Source organism: Streptomyces albospinus, assembly GCF_014648695.1.
GTDB classification, from domain to species: domain Bacteria; phylum Actinomycetota; class Actinomycetes; order Streptomycetales; family Streptomycetaceae; genus Streptomyces; species Streptomyces albospinus.
Window position 1 is genome coordinate 29,632 of record NZ_BMRP01000047.1, and the last position, 18,917, is coordinate 48,548.

General features: G+C 74.0%; 13 protein-coding genes and 1 pseudogene. 8 read left to right on the top strand and 6 right to left on the bottom strand.

The window, feature by feature from the left end:
• The first annotated feature begins 261 nt into the window (after window positions 1-261).
• The 4 genes from IEZ17_RS35160 (at window position 262) to IEZ17_RS35175 (ending at window position 6,479) form a co-directional block, all read left to right on the top strand.
• On the top strand, window positions 262-1,080 hold the full coding sequence (locus IEZ17_RS35160) for a glycosyltransferase family 2 protein (protein WP_189307425.1): 819 nt from the start codon (window positions 262-264) through the stop codon (window positions 1,078-1,080).
• A gap of 35 nt (window positions 1,081-1,115) precedes the next feature.
• A complete protein-coding gene (locus IEZ17_RS35165) occupies window positions 1,116-2,129 on the top strand; it encodes a glycosyltransferase (protein WP_229852948.1) in 1,014 nt (337 codons plus the stop codon).
• 86 nt (window positions 2,130-2,215) lie between these two features.
• Window positions 2,216-2,974 carry a polysaccharide deacetylase family protein gene (locus tag IEZ17_RS35170; protein WP_229852952.1) on the top strand — a complete coding sequence of 253 codons (759 nt, stop codon included), beginning with the start codon at window positions 2,216-2,218 and terminating at the stop codon, window positions 2,972-2,974.
• Window positions 2,967-6,479, top strand: coding sequence for a lipopolysaccharide biosynthesis protein (locus IEZ17_RS35175; protein ID WP_373300040.1), 3,513 nt, complete (start codon window positions 2,967-2,969; stop codon window positions 6,477-6,479). Before IEZ17_RS35170 ends, IEZ17_RS35175 begins: the two co-directional genes overlap by 8 nt.
• A gap of 46 nt (window positions 6,480-6,525) precedes the next feature.
• Here IEZ17_RS35175 and IEZ17_RS35180 read toward each other — a convergent pair whose 3' ends face one another.
• Entirely contained in the window at window positions 6,526-7,971 is a 1,446-nt protein-coding gene (locus tag IEZ17_RS35180) for a glycoside hydrolase family protein (protein WP_229852949.1), read from the bottom strand.
• 179 nt (window positions 7,972-8,150) lie between these two features.
• On the opposite strand from IEZ17_RS35180, the gene IEZ17_RS35185 reads away from it, so the two are divergent.
• Entirely contained in the window at window positions 8,151-9,263 is a 1,113-nt protein-coding gene (locus tag IEZ17_RS35185; RefSeq protein WP_189307431.1) for a DUF5925 domain-containing protein, read from the top strand.
• Between the two features lie 81 nt (window positions 9,264-9,344).
• Here IEZ17_RS35185 and IEZ17_RS35190 read toward each other — a convergent pair whose 3' ends face one another.
• The 4 genes from IEZ17_RS35190 to asnB all read right to left on the bottom strand — a co-directional run bounded on the left by IEZ17_RS35190 (window position 9,345) and on the right by asnB (window position 13,824).
• Window positions 9,345-10,445, bottom strand: a complete 1,101-nt coding sequence (locus IEZ17_RS35190; RefSeq protein WP_189307433.1) for a PP2C family protein-serine/threonine phosphatase — start codon at window positions 10,443-10,445, stop codon at window positions 9,345-9,347.
• Window positions 10,446-10,611: 166 nt separating this feature from the next.
• Entirely contained in the window at window positions 10,612-11,388 is a 777-nt protein-coding gene (gene ddaH / locus IEZ17_RS35195; protein WP_189307435.1) for a dimethylargininase, read from the bottom strand.
• A gap of 57 nt (window positions 11,389-11,445) precedes the next feature.
• A complete protein-coding gene (locus tag IEZ17_RS35200; protein WP_229852950.1) occupies window positions 11,446-11,835 on the bottom strand; it encodes a GntR family transcriptional regulator in 390 nt (129 codons plus the stop codon).
• Window positions 11,836-11,973: 138 nt separating this feature from the next.
• Window positions 11,974-13,824 carry an asparagine synthase (glutamine-hydrolyzing) gene (asnB, locus tag IEZ17_RS35205; RefSeq protein ID WP_189307439.1) on the bottom strand — a complete coding sequence of 617 codons (1,851 nt, stop codon included), beginning with the start codon at window positions 13,822-13,824 and terminating at the stop codon, window positions 11,974-11,976.
• Between the two features lie 253 nt (window positions 13,825-14,077).
• Here asnB and IEZ17_RS35210 point away from each other — a divergent pair, with 253 nt between their 5' ends.
• Window positions 14,078-15,016, top strand: coding sequence for a GNAT family N-acetyltransferase (locus IEZ17_RS35210; protein WP_189307441.1), 939 nt, complete (start codon window positions 14,078-14,080; stop codon window positions 15,014-15,016).
• Window positions 15,017-15,032: 16 nt separating this feature from the next.
• Here IEZ17_RS35210 and IEZ17_RS35215 read toward each other — a convergent pair whose 3' ends face one another.
• The gene (locus IEZ17_RS35215; RefSeq protein WP_189307443.1) at window positions 15,033-15,692 is read right to left on the bottom strand and encodes a class I SAM-dependent methyltransferase; all 660 of its coding nucleotides are present in this window, start codon (window positions 15,690-15,692) and stop codon (window positions 15,033-15,035) included.
• Between the two features lie 175 nt (window positions 15,693-15,867).
• On the opposite strand from IEZ17_RS35215, the gene IEZ17_RS35220 reads away from it, so the two are divergent.
• Together IEZ17_RS35220 and IEZ17_RS35225 are read left to right on the top strand one after the other, a co-directional pair.
• The gene (locus tag IEZ17_RS35220; protein ID WP_189307445.1) at window positions 15,868-18,384 is read left to right on the top strand and encodes a SpoIIE family protein phosphatase; all 2,517 of its coding nucleotides are present in this window, start codon (window positions 15,868-15,870) and stop codon (window positions 18,382-18,384) included.
• A 117-nt stretch (window positions 18,385-18,501) separates the two neighbouring features.
• A pseudogene (locus tag IEZ17_RS35225) lies at window positions 18,502-18,917 on the top strand (IS5 family transposase); the annotation flags it as partial.

The window sequence follows — 18,917 nt, forward strand, 5'->3', positions numbered from 1 at the left end:
CCGTCCGGCGCGGGGCGCGGTGGGGGGGTCCCATGCGTCCGGTCGTCGCAGGCCGTCCGCCGCCTGCCGGTGGCCGGGAGACGGCCGCGCGGCCACATGCCCGCACGTCAACTCACCCCGTTCGTACGGCAGTCGGCCGCGACCTGCGCCGCCCGCCTGCGGAACGGGGTGTACACCCCCCTTTTCGCCCCGGATACAAGCCGGACCGCCCGGGGGTGGGCGGTCCACCGGACGTTCCACCGGACGAGAGGGAAACCGCCCATGAGCTCCTTCCTTCGCCCTGCCGACGCGGACGAACCGTCGCCGCTGACCGTGGTGCCCGACCGCTCCGCCTACCGTCCCGTCTCCTGCCACCTCGCCATCGCGCCGCCGGTGAGCGTCGTCATCCCGGCGATGAACGAGGCGGAGAACCTTCCGTACGTCTTCCGGACCCTGCCGGACTGGATCCACGAAGTGGTCCTGGTCGACGGGAACTCCACCGACGACACCGTCCGGGTCGCCCGCGAGCTGTGGCCCGGCGTCACCGTCGTCACCCAGCGCGGCAGGGGCAAGGGGGACGCACTGATCAGCGGCTTCGCGGCCTGCACCGGCGAGATCATCGTGATGGTCGACGCGGACGGGTCGGCCGACGGCCGCGAGATCGTCAGCTATGTCTCGGCGCTGGTCTCCGGGGCCGACTTCGCCAAGGGGTCGCGCTTCGCCAACGGGGGCGGCACGGACGACATGACGCCGGTGCGCCGGCTCGGCAACCGCGTGCTGACCGCCGTCGTCAACCTCAAGTTCGGCGCCCGCTACACCGATCTCTGCTACGGCTACAACGCCTTCTGGCGGCACTGCCTGGACCGGATAGCCCTGGACTGCGCCGGGTTCGAGGTCGAGACCCTGATGAACATCCGGGTGGTCAAGGCGGGACTTCGGGTCCAGGAGATCCCCAGCCACGAGTTCCACCGCATCCACGGCGCCAGCAATCTGCGGGCGGTGCGGGACGGGCTGCGGGTGCTGCGGGTGATCCTGCGCGAGCGGGGCACCAGACGGAAGCCGGCCGCCCGGCCCGCGCTGATCACCGGGGACGTGCTGTGACGGGGCCGGGGGGCTCGGGCCCGAGAGTGTCGGTCGTGATCTGCGCGCACACCGAGGAGCGGTGGGCGGACGTCCTGGCGGCGGTGGCGTCGGTGCGGGAGCAGTCGTATCCCGCGGCCGAGCTGCTGGTGGTGGTCGACCACCACGACGCGCTGCTGGCGCGGCTGCGGGAGCACTTCGGCGGCGCGGGCACCCGGACCGCGTCCCCGACTCCCCTGCGGATCATGGCCAATTCAGGTCCCCGCGGGCTCTCCGCGGGGCGCAACACCGGCATCGCCGCGGCCACCGGCGACGTCGTCGCGTTCCTGGACGACGACGCGGTGGCCGAGCGGGACTGGCTGCGCCACTTCGCGACGGCGTACGCGGATCCTGCGGTGCTGGCGGTCGGCGGGCGCACCGAACCGGCGTGGGAGTCGGGGCGCCGGCCGCGGTGGTTCCCCGCCGAGTTCGACTGGGTGGTGGGGTGCACCTACCGCGGGCTGCCGGCGGGGAAGGTGCGGGTGCGCAATGTGCTGGGAGGCAACGCGTCGTTCCGCACCCGGGTGTTCGGCCTCGTCGGCGGGTTCACCACCGGCATCGGCCGGGACGCCGGGCGGCGTCCGCTGGGCGGCGAGGAGACCGAGCTGTGCATCCGGATCACCCAGGCGCTGCCGGACGCGGTGCTGCTGATCGACGACCGGGCGGTCATCCACCACCGGGTGCCCGCCGAACGGGAGCGCTTCGGCTACTTCCGGAGCCGGGCGTACGCGGAGGGGCTGTCCAAGGCGCTGGTGGCGCGGAGCGTCGGCGCGCGGGACGGGCTGGCGGCGGAGCGCCGCCACACGGCCCGGGTGCTGCCCGCGGGGGTGCTGCGCGGCCTGCGGGACGCCCTGCTGGGACGGCCCGGCGGGCTCGGCCGGGCCGGCGCGATCGTGGCGGGGGCGACGGCCGCGGCGGGCGGCTATGCGGTGGGCAGGCTGCGGTACCGCTCAACGACGGGCGCCCGTACGGGAGTCGGTGTACCGCCGGTCGGTCCGCCCGCCCCGGCGCACGGGGAGGCGGCGGCATGAGACCCCCCGGTGTCGGCACCGGCCCCATCGGAGCGGACGGCGCCGTGTTCCCTGCCGCGCCGTCCGCGGCCCCGGTGCCGATCCTCATGTACCACGCGGTGACCCTCGCCCCGGCGCCCGCCATGAGGGAACTCTCGGTCACCCCCGAGGCGTTCGCGGACCAGATGGCGGTGCTGGCCACCCGCGGCTTCACCCCGCTGACCACCGCCGCACTCGCGGCGGCCTGGCGGGACGGCGGCCCGCTGCCGCCCCGGCCGGTGCTGATCACCTTCGACGACGGCTACGAGGGTGTCCACCGCCATGCGCTGCCCGCCCTCGCCCGGCACGGCTTCCCGGCCACCCTCTTCGCCGCGACGGGCTGGCTGCGCGGTCGGCACGCCACCGGGGGCGCGCCGGACACCATGCTCGGCTGGGACGAGATACGGGAACTGGCCGCGGCCGGCCTGGAGATCGGCGGGCACAGCCACCGCCATCCGTCGCTCGACGGGGTCGGCGAGGAGCGGCTGTGGCAGGAGGTGGCGCGCTGCCGGGAGATCATCGCCGAGGAGACCGGGGCGGCGCCGGAGTCGTTCGCGTATCCCTACGGCCACTCCAGCGGCCGGGTGCGGCAGGTGGTGCGGGCGCTGGGCTTCCGGCAGGCGCTGGCGGTGCGCAATGCGCTCGCCGAGCGGCGGCAGGGACCGTATGCGCTGGCCCGGCTGACCATCCGGCGGCACACCGGCACCGAGGAGTTCGCCCGGCTCGTCGAAGGGCACGGGATCGGGCGGGCGTTCGCCCGGGACCGGGTGCTCACCAAGGGGTACGCGATGGTGCGCAGGACACGGCAGGTGGTCCGGCGTGACTGAGACGACCACGCGGGCCGCGGAGCGCACCGGTCCGGAGCAGGACGGCGCCGGGCGCGCCGCGGGGCAGGGCGGGCACGGTCCGCTCTTCCGCAACGCCTATGCACTGATGCTCAACACCGGCGTCTCCGGGCTGCTCGGCCTCGGGTTCTGGCTGGTCGCCGCCCGCTACTACACGGCGGACGCGGTCGGCCAGGGCTCGGCGGCGATCGCCGCGATGAAGCTGCTGGCCGGGCTGACCGCGCTCACGCTGACCGGCACGCTCGCCCGCTTCATCCCGGTCGCCGGGCACACCACCGCCCGCCTGGTGCTGCGCAGTTACGCCGGCAGCGCCGCCGTGGTCGCCCTCGCCGCGACCGTCTTCCTGCTCACCCTCGACGACTGGGGCCCCTCGTACCGCTTCCTGCACGGGCCCTGGGGCGGTCTCGGCTTCGTCGCGGCGGTGATCGCCTGGTCGCTGCTCACCCTTCAGGACGCGGTGCTGACCGGGCTGCGCAGCGCCCTGTGGGTGCCGGTCGGCAACCTCGCCTTCTCGGCGGTGAAGCTGGGGCTGCTGGTGGTGTTCGCGGCGGCGCTGCCGACCGCCGGGGTCTTCGTCTCCTGGGCCGCGGCCATCGCGGTGTCGGTGCTCCCGCTGGGCCGGCTGGTCTTCCGGCGGCTGATACCCGGGCACGTAAGGGCCACCGGCCCGACCGCCCGGCCGCCGACGCTGCGCCGGATGGCCCGCTTCCTGGTCGGCGACTGCACCGGCTCGCTGTTCTCGCTGGCCGTCGTCTATCTCGTACCGGTCCTGGTCGCCGCCCAGGTCGGCGCGGCGGACAACGCGTACTTCTACATCACCACCACCATCGGCGGCACGGTCAATCTGCTCGCCCTCAACATGGGCGCCTCGCTGACCGTCGAGGGCGCCCACGACCCGGCCCGGCTGGCCCACAACACCCGGGCCGCGCTGCGCCGGATGACCCGGATCATGCTCCCGGTCTGCGTCGGCCTGTTCGTGGGCGCGCCCCACATCCTGGGGGTGTTCGGCCCGGGATACGCCCAGGCGGCGACGCCGCTGCTCCGCTGGCTCGCGGTGGGGGCCGCGCTGCGGGTCGTCATGGAGGTCCACTTCGCGGTGCTGCGCGCGCAGAACCGGACCTCCGGACTGGCCGGCCTCCAGGGCCTGTTGTGCGTCCTGGTGCTCGGGCTGACCGTGATGCTGCTGCCGCGGATGGGCCTGACCGGCGCGGGGCTCGCCGAGGTCACCAGCCTGACGGTGATCGTCGCGGTGGCCGGCGTACGGCTGCGGCGGGTGCTGCGCGGGCAGGTGGGCGCCGGGCTGGACGGGCGGCCGAAGGCGGCAGTGGTCCGGACGCCGGTGCAGGCGGTGGCACCGGACGGGGACCTGGCGGACCTGGCGGTGTACGGGGACCAGTGGGACGGGCCGGCCTGGACCGGACCCCGGGCCGAGCCGGAGCCGCCGCCCCCGAGGCGTGCCGGACGAACGCCGCGCGGCGGGCCGGGGCGCCTGCTGCCGCTGGGCGTCGCGGTGGTGTCGGGCGCCGCCCTCGCGCTGTACTGGCTGCCGCTCGGCGGGATGGGCGACTCCGACCTGGACCGGATGGGCGGCCTCGGGCTGCTCTCCGTTCTGCCGGCCGCCTCCCTGGCCGGTCTCGCCCTGCTGATCGCGGCGTACGGCTGCGCCCTGTGGCTGCCCCGGCCGCGCCCCGCGCTGCTCACCACCGTCCTGCTGCTGACCGTGGTCTCGCTGCACGCCCTCCCGGCCGTACTGGAGAGCGTGCCCCGCTTCCCCACCGCCTGGCAGCACCTGGGCTTCCTCGACTACCTGGGGCGGACCGGCACCGCCGTACCGGACCTGGACGCCCGCTGGAGCTGGCCGGGGTTCTTCGCCGGGGCGCGGTTCCTGGCCGGGGCGTGCGGCGTCACGGACTACACCGAGGTGCTGCGCTGGTGGCCGACGGTCCTCGAACTCCTCTGCCTGGCACCGCTGTTCCTGCTCCTGCGGGCCGTACGGGCGAGCTGGCGGGCGAAGTGGTGCGCGGCCTGGCTGTTCGCGCTGTGCGGCTGGGTCGGCCAGGACTACTTCTCACCGCAGGGCTTCACCTATCTCCTCTACCTGGTGTTCGCGGCGATCCTGCTGGTGTGGTTCCGCACGCCCGGGCCGCCGTCCCGGCGGCACCGCATACCGGGCGAGGCGGCACTCGCCCCGGCCGGCCGCGGTCAGCGGGTGACGCTGCTCGCCGTGCTCCTCGCCCTCTTCGCCGCCGCGGTCGCGGGCCATCAGCTCACCCCCTTCGTCATGCTCGGGGTGCTGACCGTGCTGGTGCTGGCCCGCCGGTCGACGCTGCGCGGGCTGCCGCTGCTGTGCGGGGTGCTGGTCGCGGCATGGGTGGGGTTCCTGGCCGAGCCGTACTGGTCGGGGCACTTCGGCGAGCTGTTCGGCGGCCTCGGAGGCATCGGCGGCAATGTCACCTCGTCCGTCACCGACCGGATCGGCGGCGACGCCGCCCACCAACTGGTGCTCTACACCCGGGTGGGCCTGGCCGGCGGCGTGCTGACGCTGGCCTGCTGGGGCGTGCTGCGCCGGCGGGCGGCGGGCTATACGGAACGCTCGCTCCTCATCCTGGCCTTCGTCCCGTTCCTGGGCTTCGGCATGCAGTCCTACGGCGGCGAAATGGCGCTCCGGGTCTTCCTCTTCGCGCTGCCCGGTGCCTGTGTGCTGGCGGCGCTGGCGCTCTTCCCGCGCGATGCCGGGGCCGCCCGCGGCGGCCTCCGCGGCGCCCTCGGTCCGCTCGCCGCCCTGCTGACGGGGCTGCTGCTGGCCTTCGGCTTCCTCGTCGCCCGCTGGGGCAACGAGCCGTTCGAACGCATCCGGCCTGGCGAGGTCGCGGCGATGGACTACGTCTACGCCCACGACCGGCCGACCGCCCGCCTGCTGTGGCTGAGCCCCGACCCCGTCGACAGCGTGACCCCCGAACTTCCGTGGGGCGCCAGGGACATGGAGCGGGTCCAGTACCAGCCGGCCCCGGCTCCCCGCGACCCGGCCCGGGTCGCCCCCGTGATCGACGCCCTGCGGAAGGCCGGCCCGCAGTCGTATCTCGTCGTCAACCACGCCCAGGCGGAGTCGCTGCGCCTGAACGCGGGCTACGGGGCGCACTGGGAGCAGCGGCTGCGCGCCACGCTCGACGCCCGCCCCGATCTGCGCCGGGTGGTGTCCAACGCCCATGCCGCCGTCTACGAGTTGACCCGCCGGCCGCCGGGCGCCGTCCCCTCCGCCCGCCCCGGCCCGGCCGGACCGCTGGTGACCTGGACGCCGTGGTCGGTGCTCGGCGCGACGGCGGCGCTCGCGGTGATCCTGCTGCTGTCCGCGCGCGAGGTGATACGGGTCGCCGCCCCGCCGGGCAGGCGTCGACTCCATTGGCTCCAGGGCCTGTTCTGGTTCTCCGTGCCCTTGCTGCTGGTGTTCCTGGCGTCGCTGGCCGAGCGCTTCGCGACCATGTCGTAGCCGTCGAGGCGGACGACCGGCGGGGACACCAGGGATGTGCGGGGCGTCAGGAACGGCGGTCGAGCCACCGCACCGCGTAGCCGCCGAGCGTCACCGTCTGCCCCTCCACGGTCACCGTGGCCGGCCGGTCCGCGGTGTTGACGAGCAGCACCGTGTGAGCGCCGCCGAGCGCCTGGACTGAGGCGCCCCCGCTGCGCGCGGTGACGCCGACCGTGCCCGCCCGCCCGTCCGGCGGGAAGGCCCGGGAGAACCGCATCAGCAGATCCAGCATCGGCAACTCCCGGCCGCCACCGGCCTTTTCGGTGCTGGTCCACAGACAGCCGGGGCAGGCTGCGTCGGAATCCTCGTTCTCCGGGTTCCAGTACAGCCCGCTGGTCGCGCCCCCGGCCGCCATCTCCATCAGCGCGACGGCCCGCACCGCGATCCGCTGGCTCTCGCTCCACTCGGACTCGTGCCGGGCGCCCTCTTCCTCGCCGGCCTCCACATACCACTCCGCCCACCACAGCGGCAGCCCGGTCTCCTTGCGCACCCAGCGGCCCACGTCGGCGAACTTCCGGGCCGCCAGGAACGGGTCGTCCTGCGCATAGCGTCCGTCCTTGGTGTAACTGGAACCGTCGACGACGACGAAGTCCGCCCCCGCCTTGTGCCGGTTCCAGTACCGGAGCGCGTCGATCGACCGCCGGTCGACACTCCCCCAGGGGCCCCGGAGCCCGGACTCGTACGTCCGGTCCCCCGGCAGATAACTGTCCATCACCAGATAGGGACCGCCCACCCGGATCCCCTTGTCCACCCCCTTCAACTCCCGGTAGACGAGGTTGTACAGCTGTGTGTACCCCTCGTAGTCCCAGCGGCCCTTCCCGTCGTCGAAGAAGCCCTTGAGCTCGTTCCAGACCAGGAAGTGCCGGACCTCGGGATACCGGCGGGCGATCTTCCCCGCCAGCGCGGCGAAGTCGGCGTAGTGCGCCGGGTCGGGGGCCTTCTCCAGCTTGCTCCAGTCGGTGCTCCCGGACCGGCCGCCCTTCATCCAGTCCGGGGCGCCGCACAGCGTGAGCACGGGCGTGCCGCCGGAGCGCCGGATCAGCGCGATCCGGCGGTCCAGATCGGCGAAGTCGTAGTGTCCGGGGCTCGGTTCGGGGCTGTCCGCGCCCCACCCCATGATGTGCTGGTTCTGCGGCATGGGGGTACCGGACAGCAGCCGCGTGACCCGGTCCGTGGCAGTCCCGCTCCCCCGGTCCGCGCTGAACTGGGTGTGGGTGAACCCCCACCCCACGGCCGGCCCCGACGCCCGATGCGACATCCCGCGCTCACCGCCCCTCCCGCACATCACCAGCAGCAGCGCCAGCGCCGCCACCCCGACCACCACCGCGACCCCGATGGCCGTACCCCGCCGCCCGCAAAGGCCCGCGCCCTCCCGGTCGCCGGGACGATGCGGCCGGGCGCGGTACGCCGGATGCCCCGGACGGCCCTGACGTTCCCCGGCACGACGTCGCACGACGGACCACACTAGGGCGGCCGGGTCCGGCGCGGCCAGGGCGCACCGAGGGCGTATCCGGCACCGGAACCGCCGTATTCGGACGGGCATTCGGCCGGGTGTGCGGCTGCGCGGCCCCGTCCCGGGCAAGGCCGGATAATCCTTGTACGCAGCGGGCCGCAGTGGCAGATCATGGCGGCATGTCTGCCGATCACGTCCAGCCCGCCCCCGCCGAGGCAACGCTCCCGCTCCGGCTGACCATGGACGACAGCGACTCGCCGTCCGATGTCGTCGACGCGCTGTTCCTGGGGCGCTTCGCCAACGGCGAGCAGCCGTACGCCCGCAGCCGGTCGGTGGACCGGGTGCGGGCCGGGCTGACGCTGCTGCCGCCCGGCGTACGGATCCTGCGCGCGGCGCGCGACGACGACCGCAGCGCCACGCTCGCCGAGGGCGACGGCTTCACGCTGCTGGTCTCGCGCTGGAACCGCGGCGCCGACGTCACGGTCACCGCCGTCACCGACGACCTCGCCGAGAAGGTGCTGGCGCAGGCCGCGGACGGCGCCGAGGACGAGCCGGAACCGCAGCCGGAGAACGTCCCGATGGGCTTCTGGTACTTCTCCCCGCGCCGCGGCCCGCACCGCACCTCCCGCCAGATCACCGCCGGCACGTGGGAGGAGATCCGCCCCAACTACACCGCGCCGGTGGCCGATGCGATGGACCGGCTGATGAAGGTGGCGCCCCAGGAGATCGCCGGCCGGCTGCTGTTGCTGCACGGCCCGCCCGGCACGGGCAAGACCTCCGCGCTGCGGACGCTCGCCCGCTCCTGGCGCGACTGGTGCCAGGTCGACTGCGTTCTCGACCCGGAGCGGCTCTTCAACGACGTCGGCTATCTCATGGACATCGCCATCGGCGAGGACGACATCACCGGCAAGGGCCGCTGGCGGCTGCTCCTCCTGGAGGACTGCGACGAGCTGATCCGCGGCGAGGCCAAGCACACCGCGGGCCAGGCGCTCTCCCGGCTGCTCAATCTCACCGACGGCCTGCTGGGCCAGGGCCGCAACGTCCTGGTCGGCGTCACCACCAACGAGGACCTGGAGCGGATGCACCCGGCCGTGGTCCGCCCCGGCCGCTGCCTGGCCCGCATCGAGGTCGGCCCGCTGACCCGTGCGGAGGCCGCCGGCTGGCTGGGCACCGAGGAAGGCATCGGCCGCGACGGCGCCACGCTGGCCGAGCTCTACGCGCTGCGCCGCGGCACCCGGCCCGCGTCGGTCCCGGCCCAGGAGTCGGGCGCGGACGCGGGGCTCTACCTGTAGCGCGGCGCGGGCGGCCGAGGAGCGTCCGGGCACTGACGCACCCTCACCACTAGGCCCGGGCCGCCCGCCCGGGTCTTCGCCCTAGCCGCCCCCGTACGCCCCCTCGGCGCTCCGGGTGATCGCCAGGATCGCCATGTCGTCGTCGCGGGGGCCTCCGGTCCAGTGCTCCACGTCGCGGAGGAGGGCGTCGATGACCTGATCCGGCCGGCGGAACGGGCCCCGGCCGCCGAGCCCGGCCGCCGGTTCGTAGAACTCCCCGGAGCGGTTCCTGGCCTCCGTCACGCCGTCGGTGATCAGCAGCAGTGTGGCGCCGGGCGGGAACGGCCGGGTCTCCGGCTCCGGCCGCGGCACGCCCAGGCCGCTCATGCCCAGCGGAAGCCCGGGTTCCGCCGGATCCAGGGCGGACACCGCGGTGCCCGTGAGCAGATAGGGCGCGGGATGGCCGCAGTTCAGGAGCCGCACCCGGTCCGCGCCCGGGGTGATCTCACCGAGCAGTGCCGTGACGAACCCCTCCATCCGGACGGCCTCCTCGCGGAGCGAGCCCTCCTTGACCAGCGCCCGTTCCAGATCCCCGGCCAGCGCCGTGAGGTCGGGCGCCCGGTCCGCCTCCGCCCGGAACGTCCCCAGCAGCACGGAGACCACACCGACCGCGCCCATCCCCTTGCCCCGTACGTCCGCGATCAGCAGCCTGGTGCCGTACGGCGTGTCCTGCACCGCGTAGGCGTCCCCGCCGATCTGCGCCTCGACCTCCGCCGCGCGATAGACCGCCGCGACGGCCAGGGGGCCGATCCGTGTCGGCGGCAGGGGCAGCACGGCACGCTGGGCGGCCTCCGCGACGGAACGCACCAGGTCCAGGCGGCGCCCGTAGTGGGCGATCACCCGGTTCACGCCGACACCGACGAGCGCGATGAGCACGACGTTGATCAGTGTCCGGGTACCGACCGGACGGCCGAAGTATCCGTCCTTGATCGTCAGCGCCAGTTCGATCAGGACCATGGCAGCTCCGGCGGCGAGCGTGCGCCGGAGCGAGAACAGGGCTGCCGTCACCATGACACCGGCCTCCAGCAGCGCTTCCCCCGCGTATTCCGCCAGCGTCAGGGCGGACCAGATCGCCCCGGCGACCATCAGTGCGACCGGCACGACCGGGACGTACCAGGGCAACCGTCTGGAAGAAGGGTCCATGCGCGCCACCTGTCCGACTCCGGTCGACCCATGCCCGAACAGCGATCATATGCACCCTTTTCGGGGGCTACCACCGGCCCGGCGGACCCGCGCGGGAACCTCACCCGTGCACCCGGTGCACGGTGCGCGGAAGCCCTGCGCGGCGGCGGCCCGGCCCGGCCCGGTCTCAGGCGTACAGATCACGCAGGCGCACCGACAGGCAGGTCACGCACCCCTCCAGTTTCTCGAACTCGCCGATGTCCACGGTCACGGGCCGGTAGCCGAGGTCGGTGAGGAGCCGTGCGGTGCGGGGCGCCGCGGCGGCCATCAGGAGCTTGCCGCCGCCGAGCAGGACGACATGTGCGCCGGCTTCCTCCGGGACGGGGCGGAAGCGCGGGAACGCCGCGGGGTCGTCGACCAGCGGCGGGTAGCCGATGACGGTGCCGTCGGGCAGGGCGGTGACCGCGGACTTCAGATGCAGCACCCGGCTGACCGGTACGGCGATCACCCGGGCGCCCAACGGCTCGAAGACGGCCCGGAGTTGGCGCACCCCCTCGGCGTTGGTACGGCCGCCGCGGCCCACGTACACGGTGTCGCCGACCTTGAGGACGTCGCCGCCGTCGAGTGTGCCGGGCGCGCGGATCTCGTTGAGCGAGCAGCCGAGCGCCTCGGCCGCCGCACGGGCGGCGGCGACCTCCGGCCGGCGGGACTCGGCGCCGGGGCGGGCGAGCAGGGCGACATTGCGGAAGACGACCACGGTGTCCTCGACGAAGACCGCGTCCGGGCAGTCGTCGGCGGGGTCCACCTCGGTGATCCGCCAGCCGTGGTCGCGCAGCACCTGGACGTACTCCTCCCACTGGCGCATCGCCCGCGCCAGGTCCACCGGCCGCCGGTCGACGTGGGTGACCAGTCCCTCGGCGAGGCGGGGACCGGGGCGGCGGACGAGGGCGTGCCGACTGGGCATGGTCGGGTCCTTCCGTCAGAGGGGCGGGGCGGCGGTGCGGCGCCCGTCACCGACCCGTCACGCATCGGCTCCGTACGCGGCGCGCAGCGCGTCCTCGACGGCGGTGCGGGCGGCGTGCCGGTCCAGGCCGAGGCGGTGGGCGCGGCGGGCGTAGGCTTCGGCCGCCGCGGCGGCTTCCCGGTCGGCGGCGTCCCCGGCCGCCGCGACGAAGCTGCCGTTGCGCCCGCGGGTCTCGATGACGCCGTCGGTCTCCAGGGCGCGGTACGCCTTGGCGACGGTGTTGGCGGCCAGCCCGAGTTCGTCGGCGAGGCCGCGGACGGTGGGGAGTTTGTAGCCGACCGGCAGGCCGCCGTCCCTGGCCTGGTCGGCGATCTGGGTGCGTACCTGCTCGAACGGGGCCTCGGCCGCCGCCGGGTCGATGGTGATCGTCAGGGTCTGCGGGGACACGGTGGCGCTCCTGGTGAGGGTGGTGGTGCGGGCGGCGGGTGCGCGGGAGGGGCGGGCCCGGGCTCGCGGGGTGCGCGGTTTTGTCGCATCCATTGTGCGCCAGAAGCGGCCACCGTGCCGGTAGGTGGGACGGGCTGATCACAACTCCAGCGTCGTGCCGGTCGTGCGCAGCCAGGTGTTCATGCCGAGGACCAGTTCGGCGCCGGGGCGGATGTCGTTGCGCGCACCGTCGGCGGTGGCCTCGGCCAGGGCTCCGGAGTCCAGCAGCGGGCGTACCGGGGCGTCGCGGTCGGCCGCCAGCTCCTTGAGCTCGGCGCGCAGGGCCTCGTTGTAGTGCGGGTCCTGGGTGCTGGGGTAGGGGCTCTTGACGCGGTCGGCGACCAGGTCGGGCAGGACGTCGCGGGTGGCGGCGCGCAGCAGCGACTTCTCGCGGCCGTCGAAGGTCTTCATCGACCAGGGGGTGTTGAAGACGTAGTCGACCAGGCGGTGGTCGCAGAACGGGACCCGGACCTCCAGGCCGACGGCCATGCTGGCGCGGTCCTTGCGGTCGAGGAGGATCTGGACGAAGCGGGTCAGGTGCAGATAGCTGACCTCGCGCATCCGGCGCTGGTGTCCGGTGTCGCTGTCCAGGTACGGGACTTCCGCGAGCGCCTCGCGGTAGCGGCGGGATTCGTACCCGGGCAGGTCGAGCTTGCCGAGCAGGCCCTTGTCGAGCAGCGCCTCGCGGACCGCGTCGCCGCCGGAGAACCGGCCGGAGACGCCCGCGGCGATCCAGGGGAAGGTGTCGGCGTTGACCGACTCCGGGTCGTGGAACCAGCGGTAGCCGCCGAACACCTCGTCCGCGGATTCGCCGGAGAGGGCGACCGTGGACTGTTCGCGGACCGCCTTGAACAGCAGGTAGAGGGAGGTGTCGCCGTCGCCGAAGCCGTTGGGCAGGTCGCGGGCGGCGAGCACGGCGGCGCGGTGGCCGGGGTCCATCAGGGCGGCGGTGTCCAGCACGATGTCGTGGTGGTCGGAGTGGACGTGCTCGGCCAGCGCGTGCGCGTAGGGCCCGTCGGGGGTGCCGCGCAGGTCGTCGGGCGTGAAGTTCTCGGTGTAGCCGGTGAAGTCGACGGCGAACGAGCGGACCGGGCCGCTGCCCCGGGCGGCCAGCGCCCTGGCGGAGAGCGCGGTGATGGCGGAGGAGTCCAGGCCGCCGGAGAGCAGGGTGCACAGCGGGACGTCGGCGATCAACTGGCGGGCGACGATGTCGTCGAGCAGTTCACGGACGCGGGCGACGGTGGTGTCGACGTCGTCGGTGTGCTCGCGGGCTTCGAGGGCCCAGTAGCGGCTGATGCGTATGCCGTTCCGGTCGACCCGGACGAGGTGGCCGGGGCGGACCTCGTGCAGGCCCTTGTAGACGGCGTGGCCGGGCGTCTTGGTGAAGGTGACCAGTTCGGCGAGGCCCTCCGCGTCGACGGCCGGGCGTATGCCGGGGTGGGCGTGGACCGCCTTGGGTTCGGAGCCGAAGAGGACGCCGTCGCGGGTCGGGTAGTAGTAGAGCGGCTTGATGCCCATCCGGTCGCGGACCAACAGGAGTTCCTCGGTCTGCGGGTCCCAGAGCGCGAAGGCGTACATGCCGTTGAGGCGTTCGGCGAACGCCTCGCCCCACTGGAGGTAGGCGTGCAGCACGACTTCGGTGTCGCTGCTGGTCCGGAAGGTGTGGCCGAGGGTCTCCAACTCGGCGCGCAGTTCGCGGTAGTTGTAGACCTCGCCGCTGTACGTCGTGACGATCAGGGTGCGACCGTCGCGGTCGACCTTCATGGGCTGTCCACCGCCGTCGATGTCGATGACGGCGAGCCGGCGGTGGCCGAACGCGGCGTGGGTGTCGAGCCAGATGCCGGCGGCGTCCGGGCCGCGGCAGGCCATGGTCTGCGTCATCGCCTCAAGCGTGGGGCGCTGCGTCGTCAGGTCGTTGTCGTAGGAGATCCATCCTGTGATTCCGCACATGGTCGCGGCTCCTCCTTCGGTTGCGGCCGGCCGCCGCACTGCCGTCGGCGGCCCGCTTGATCACCGTACGCCCAGATAGTTGCAGCGGCCACCTATGTTGGGGTGCGACCGTCCGGAATGAGCCAGCTACGCACCGCACACCGGAAAGGACGGCACATCCCCTCTCGCCGGGCGGATCTCCCGCGGCACCTCGCCCGCCGGCGAGCGGAAAAGAGGAGGCGGAGCGGGGCGCCGCGGCGTACCGTCCGCGACCATGACGCTTACCGTGCGCGACTTCCGTCCCGCCGACGCCAAGGCCGTCGCCGACCTGCGGCGGGCCGCGCTGCCGCATCTGATCGCGACCCCGCAGGGCGTCGCCTGGCAGGTCGTGAGCGCTCCCCCGGCGCAACGGCTGCGGGTGTTCGTCGCCGAGCTGGCCGGCCGGGTGATCGGCCAGATCAGCGCCCAACTCCTGCACGAGAGCAGCGTGCCGGGGCAGGCGGCGGCCACCCCCGTCGTCCACCCCGGCCACCGGCGGCAGGGCGCCGGCGGGGCCCTGCTGACCGCCGCCGAGGAGCATCTGACCGCGATCGGCGCCGGCCGCCTCTTCGCCTGGGCCGTCGACGAACCCGGCTCGCTGGCCTTCGCCGCGCGCCGCGGCTACCGCCTCACCCGCCCGGCCGGCTTTCTCCGGCTCGATCTGGCGGGCACCGCGCTGCCCGCGCTGCCCGCGCTCCCCGCCCCCTTGCCGCCCGGCGTCCGGCTGTGCACCGGCGCGGACTTCGGGGCCGATCCGTATCCGCTGTTCACCGCGGACGCGGAGGCCGCCGCGGACGAGCCGGGCGATGTCGCCAGCGACGCCATGGACTACGAGACCTGGCTGCGCACCACCTGGGAGCACCCCGACATCGATCTCGACCTCACCTCGGTGGTGACCGTCGGCGGCGAGGTCGCCGCCTTCACCCTCGTCGCCACCGACGGCCTCGGCCGCTGTGCCACGGCGATGACCGGCACCCGCCGCGCCTTCCGCGGCCGGGGCCTGGCCCGGCTCGCCAAGACCGACTCGCTGCTGCGCGCCCGGGACGCCGGATGCACCGAAGCCTTCACCGGCAACGACGACGGCAACGCCCCGATCCTGGCCCTCAACCGCGCCTTCGGCTACCGGCCGTACGCCGCCCAACAGCGGTGCGTACGGGACCTGGTGCGGAGGTGAGGGGCTGACCGGCGGGTCAGGCCCTCCGGCCGGCCGCGGGGTCCGCATGGACGATCAGGGCATACCGCTCGTCGGAGACCTCCCTCCCCCACAGCGCAGGCTCGGCCGACAGGTCGGCCAGCTCCGTACGGGACGCCAACGGCGCGGTGAGCGCGGCAAGTTCGGTGGCGCGCAGGCCGACCGGGGCGGCCTCGCCCCAACGGCCCTCCACCAGGACCAGGCGGCCACCGGGGGCGAGCAGCCCCGCCCACCGGCGCAGCGCGGACGCCGGATCGGGCAGCGCCCACAGGACGTGGCGCACCAGGACGGCGGCGAACCTGCGCTCCCCCACGGGTGGTTCGGCTGCCTCGCCCACTATGAACACCGCGTCACGTCCCGCGAGCTTGTCGCGGGCCAGCGCGACCATGGCCGGTGAACGGTCGACGCCGGTGACCCGGTGGCCCTGCTCTGCGGCGAGCAGGGCCAGGCTGCCCGTGCCGCAGCCCAGATCGAGGACCGCGGCGGGCGCGGCGGGCAGCCAGGAGCGCAGCCGGGCGGCCCAGGCGGCCCGGACGCCGGGGTCGCGCAGACCGTGGTCGGGCTCCTCGTCGAAGGTCGCGGCGGCGGCTTCCCAGTAGGCGGCGTCCGCATCGGGAAGGGGCGATTCCGCCTGGTCGGCGGGTGTGTTGGCAGTCATGGGACCATGGTGCCCGCCGCCACTGACAACGGCCGGTGACCGCCGGGCGGACGGCCGCGGAGAGCGTCCGGGCAGGGCGGGGGAGTACCGTTGAAGGCGCTGGAGGTGGCCGGTGGCGGCCCGCAGCGGAGGGCCGCGGACGCCGGGCGTCGCACCGGCATGGGACCGGTCGTAGATGAGCGCATTCCCGAGCAGCCGCCTCACCGGAGACGGAGTCCTCGACTTCACCCGGACCGCCGTGGTGCTGGCCGATCACACGGGGGTGGTACGGGGCTGGACCGAGGGCGCCGAACGGCTCCTCGGGTATCCGGCGCCCCGGGCCGTCGGCCGGCCGCTCGCGGAGGTCTTCGCCGGGGCGGACCCCCGTCCGGCGGCGCAGGACAGCACCTGGCGGGACCGGCTGGCGGCGGCGGACGGCTGGAGCGGGCTGGCCGCGGTGCGCCACAGCGACGGGCGCCGGCTCGATCTGGAACTGCGCGTGCTGCCGGTGCTGGACGCCCGGAAGCGGTCCTCCCGGCTGGTCCTGGCCGCCGAGATGATGCGGACCCCCTGGTCGGGGCTGGGCCGTTCGATGCTGGACGGCATCCTCGGGATGTCGCCGGTCGGGGTGGCCATGCTGGACCCCGATCTCCGGTACGTCTGGCTGAACGACGCGCTGGAGCGGATGGGCGGCGCGCCGCGCGCCGAGCGGGTCGGGAAGCGGATCGGCGAGGTGCAGCCGGGGCTGCCCGCCGAGTCCATCGAGGCGGAGATGCGGCGGGTGCTGCGGACCGGCGTCCCCTCGGTGGGCGTCGAGTACCTGGGCCGCCCGCGGTCCGATCCGCGGCGCGAGCACGCCTACTCGACGTCGTTCTTCCGCCTGGAGGACGAGGCCGGCGGCGTACTGGGCGTCTGCTACATGGTCCTGGACGTCACGGAGAGCTATCGCGCCCGGCAGCGGATGGCGCTGCTCACCCGCGCCGGGGAGCGGATCGGCAGTTCGCTGGACGTCTGGCAGACGGCGCAGGAGCTGGCGGACGCGGCGGTTCCGGACCTCGCCGACTTCGTCACCGTCGACCTGCTCGACGCGATGGTGTCCGGTGAGGAGCCCTCGTCCGGCCCGGTCCATGCCACGGACCTGTTCACCATGCGCCGGGCGGGGCAGCGGTCCGTACGGGAGGGCTGCCCCGAGGCGGTGGTCGCCGTCGGGGAGCGGGCCTCGTATCCCCAGTCGGCGCCCGTCGTCCTGAGCCTCACCGGGGGCGACTCCCTGCTGCTGCCGGTCCTGGACCTGGACGGCAGCGACTGGCCGGCCGACGACCCGGTCCGGGCCGCGCGCCTCCGGGAGCTGGGCTTCCACTCGCTGATGGTGGTGCCGCTGCGGGCCCGGGGCACCTTCCTGGGCGCGGCCACGTTCGCCCGCTGGCAGCCCACCGGGCCGTTCCAGCCCGACGACCTGGTGCTGGCCGAGGAGTTCGTGACCCGTGCGGCGATCTCCCTCGACAACGCCCGCCGGTTCACCCGCGAACACGCCGCGGCGCTCACCCTCCAGCGCAGTCTGCTGCCGCGCGATCTGCCCGAACAGAGCGCGGTGGACGCGGCATACCGCTATCTGCCCGCCGATTCGTCTACGGGTGTGGGCGGCGACTGGTTCGATGTGATCCCGCTGTCCGGGGCCCGGGTCGCGCTGGTGGTCGGCGACGTGGTCGGGCACGGGGTGCACGCCGCGGCCACGATGGGGCGGCTGCGGGCCGCGGTGCAGGCGCTGGCCGACCTGGACCTGTCGCCCGAGGAAGTACTGGCCCACCTCGACGACATGGTCAACCGGGTCGCCCATGACGCCAACAGCGACGACGGGGTGATCGGCGCGACCTGCCTGTACGCGGTCTACGACCCGGTGAGCTGCTCCTGCACGCTGGCCCGGGCCGGACATCCGGCGCCGCTGCTGGTCAGCCCGGCGGGCGCCTGCCAGCTCGTGGATCTGCCGACCGGCCCGCCGCTGGGGCTGGGCGGGATGCCCTTCGAATCCACGGAACTCCTGCTGTCCGAAGGGAGCTTGCTGGCGCTCTACACGAACGGCCTGCTGCTGGGCAAGGCCCTCGACCTCGACGGCGGGATCACCCGGCTGCGTACCGCGCTAGCCGATCCGCAGGCCCCGCTGGAGGACATCTGCGAGACGGTCGTCAGCAGTCTGCCCGGCGCCCGGCCGGTCGACGACGTGGCCCTGCTGCTGGCCCGCACCCGGGCGCTGCCGCAGGAGCAGCTGGCCTCCTGGGACATCGCCGCCGACCCGTCCGCGGTCGGTGCGGCCCGCCGGTCCGCCGCCGGGCAACTGGCCCGATGGGGGCTGGAGAAGCTGGAGTTCTCCGCCGAGCTGATCGTCAGCGAACTGGTCACCAACGCCATCCGGCACGCGTCCGGGCCGATCAGGCTGCGGATGATCCGGGACGGGGCGCTGATCTGCGAGGTCTCGGACGGCAGCAGCACCGCGCCGCATCTGCGCCATGCCAGGACGACCGACGAGGGCGGCCGGGGGCTGTTCCTCATCGCCCAGTACGCCGAGCGGTGGGGCGCCCGCTACACGGCGGACGGCAAGTTCATCTGGGCCGAACTCCCCCTGGACGCGGTGGCCGAGACCGTACCGGCGAGCGCCCTCATCGACGCGTTCGCCGACCTCGACCCCCCGGTGGCCCCGCCCCCCGACACCCGGTGACCCCGTACGGCCCCGCAGCACCCCAACCCCCGTTCCCCGGGCCCCCGATGCCCGTTTTCACCCCGGCTGCCTGTGCCCCTGCTTAGACGTCGTCTCATTTGGTGTGTTCGGTAGTCTGTGGTCGTGGGAATCGTGGAACGTTTGGTGCCGGATGAGCTGTGGTCGTTGTTCGAGCGGGTGGTGCCGCCGGCTCCGGTTCGGCGGCAGGGTGGCGGCCGACGGAGGTATGGGGATCGTGAAGTGCTGGCGGCGATCATCTTTGTCGCCACGTCAGGCTGTACCTGGCGGCAGTTGCCTCCGTCTTTCGGGCCGTCCGGGCCGACGGCCCACCGGCGCTTCACCGAGTGGAGCAAGGCCAGGGTGTGGGCGAAGCTGCACCGCCTGGTGCTGGATGAACTGGGTTCGCGCGGTGACCTGGACTGGAGTCGCTGCGCGATCGACTCTGTGAACATGCGGGCCCTGAAAAGGGGGACGTGACCGGTCCGAATCCTGTCGATCGAGGCAAGAAAGGCTCGAAGATCCACTTGATTACC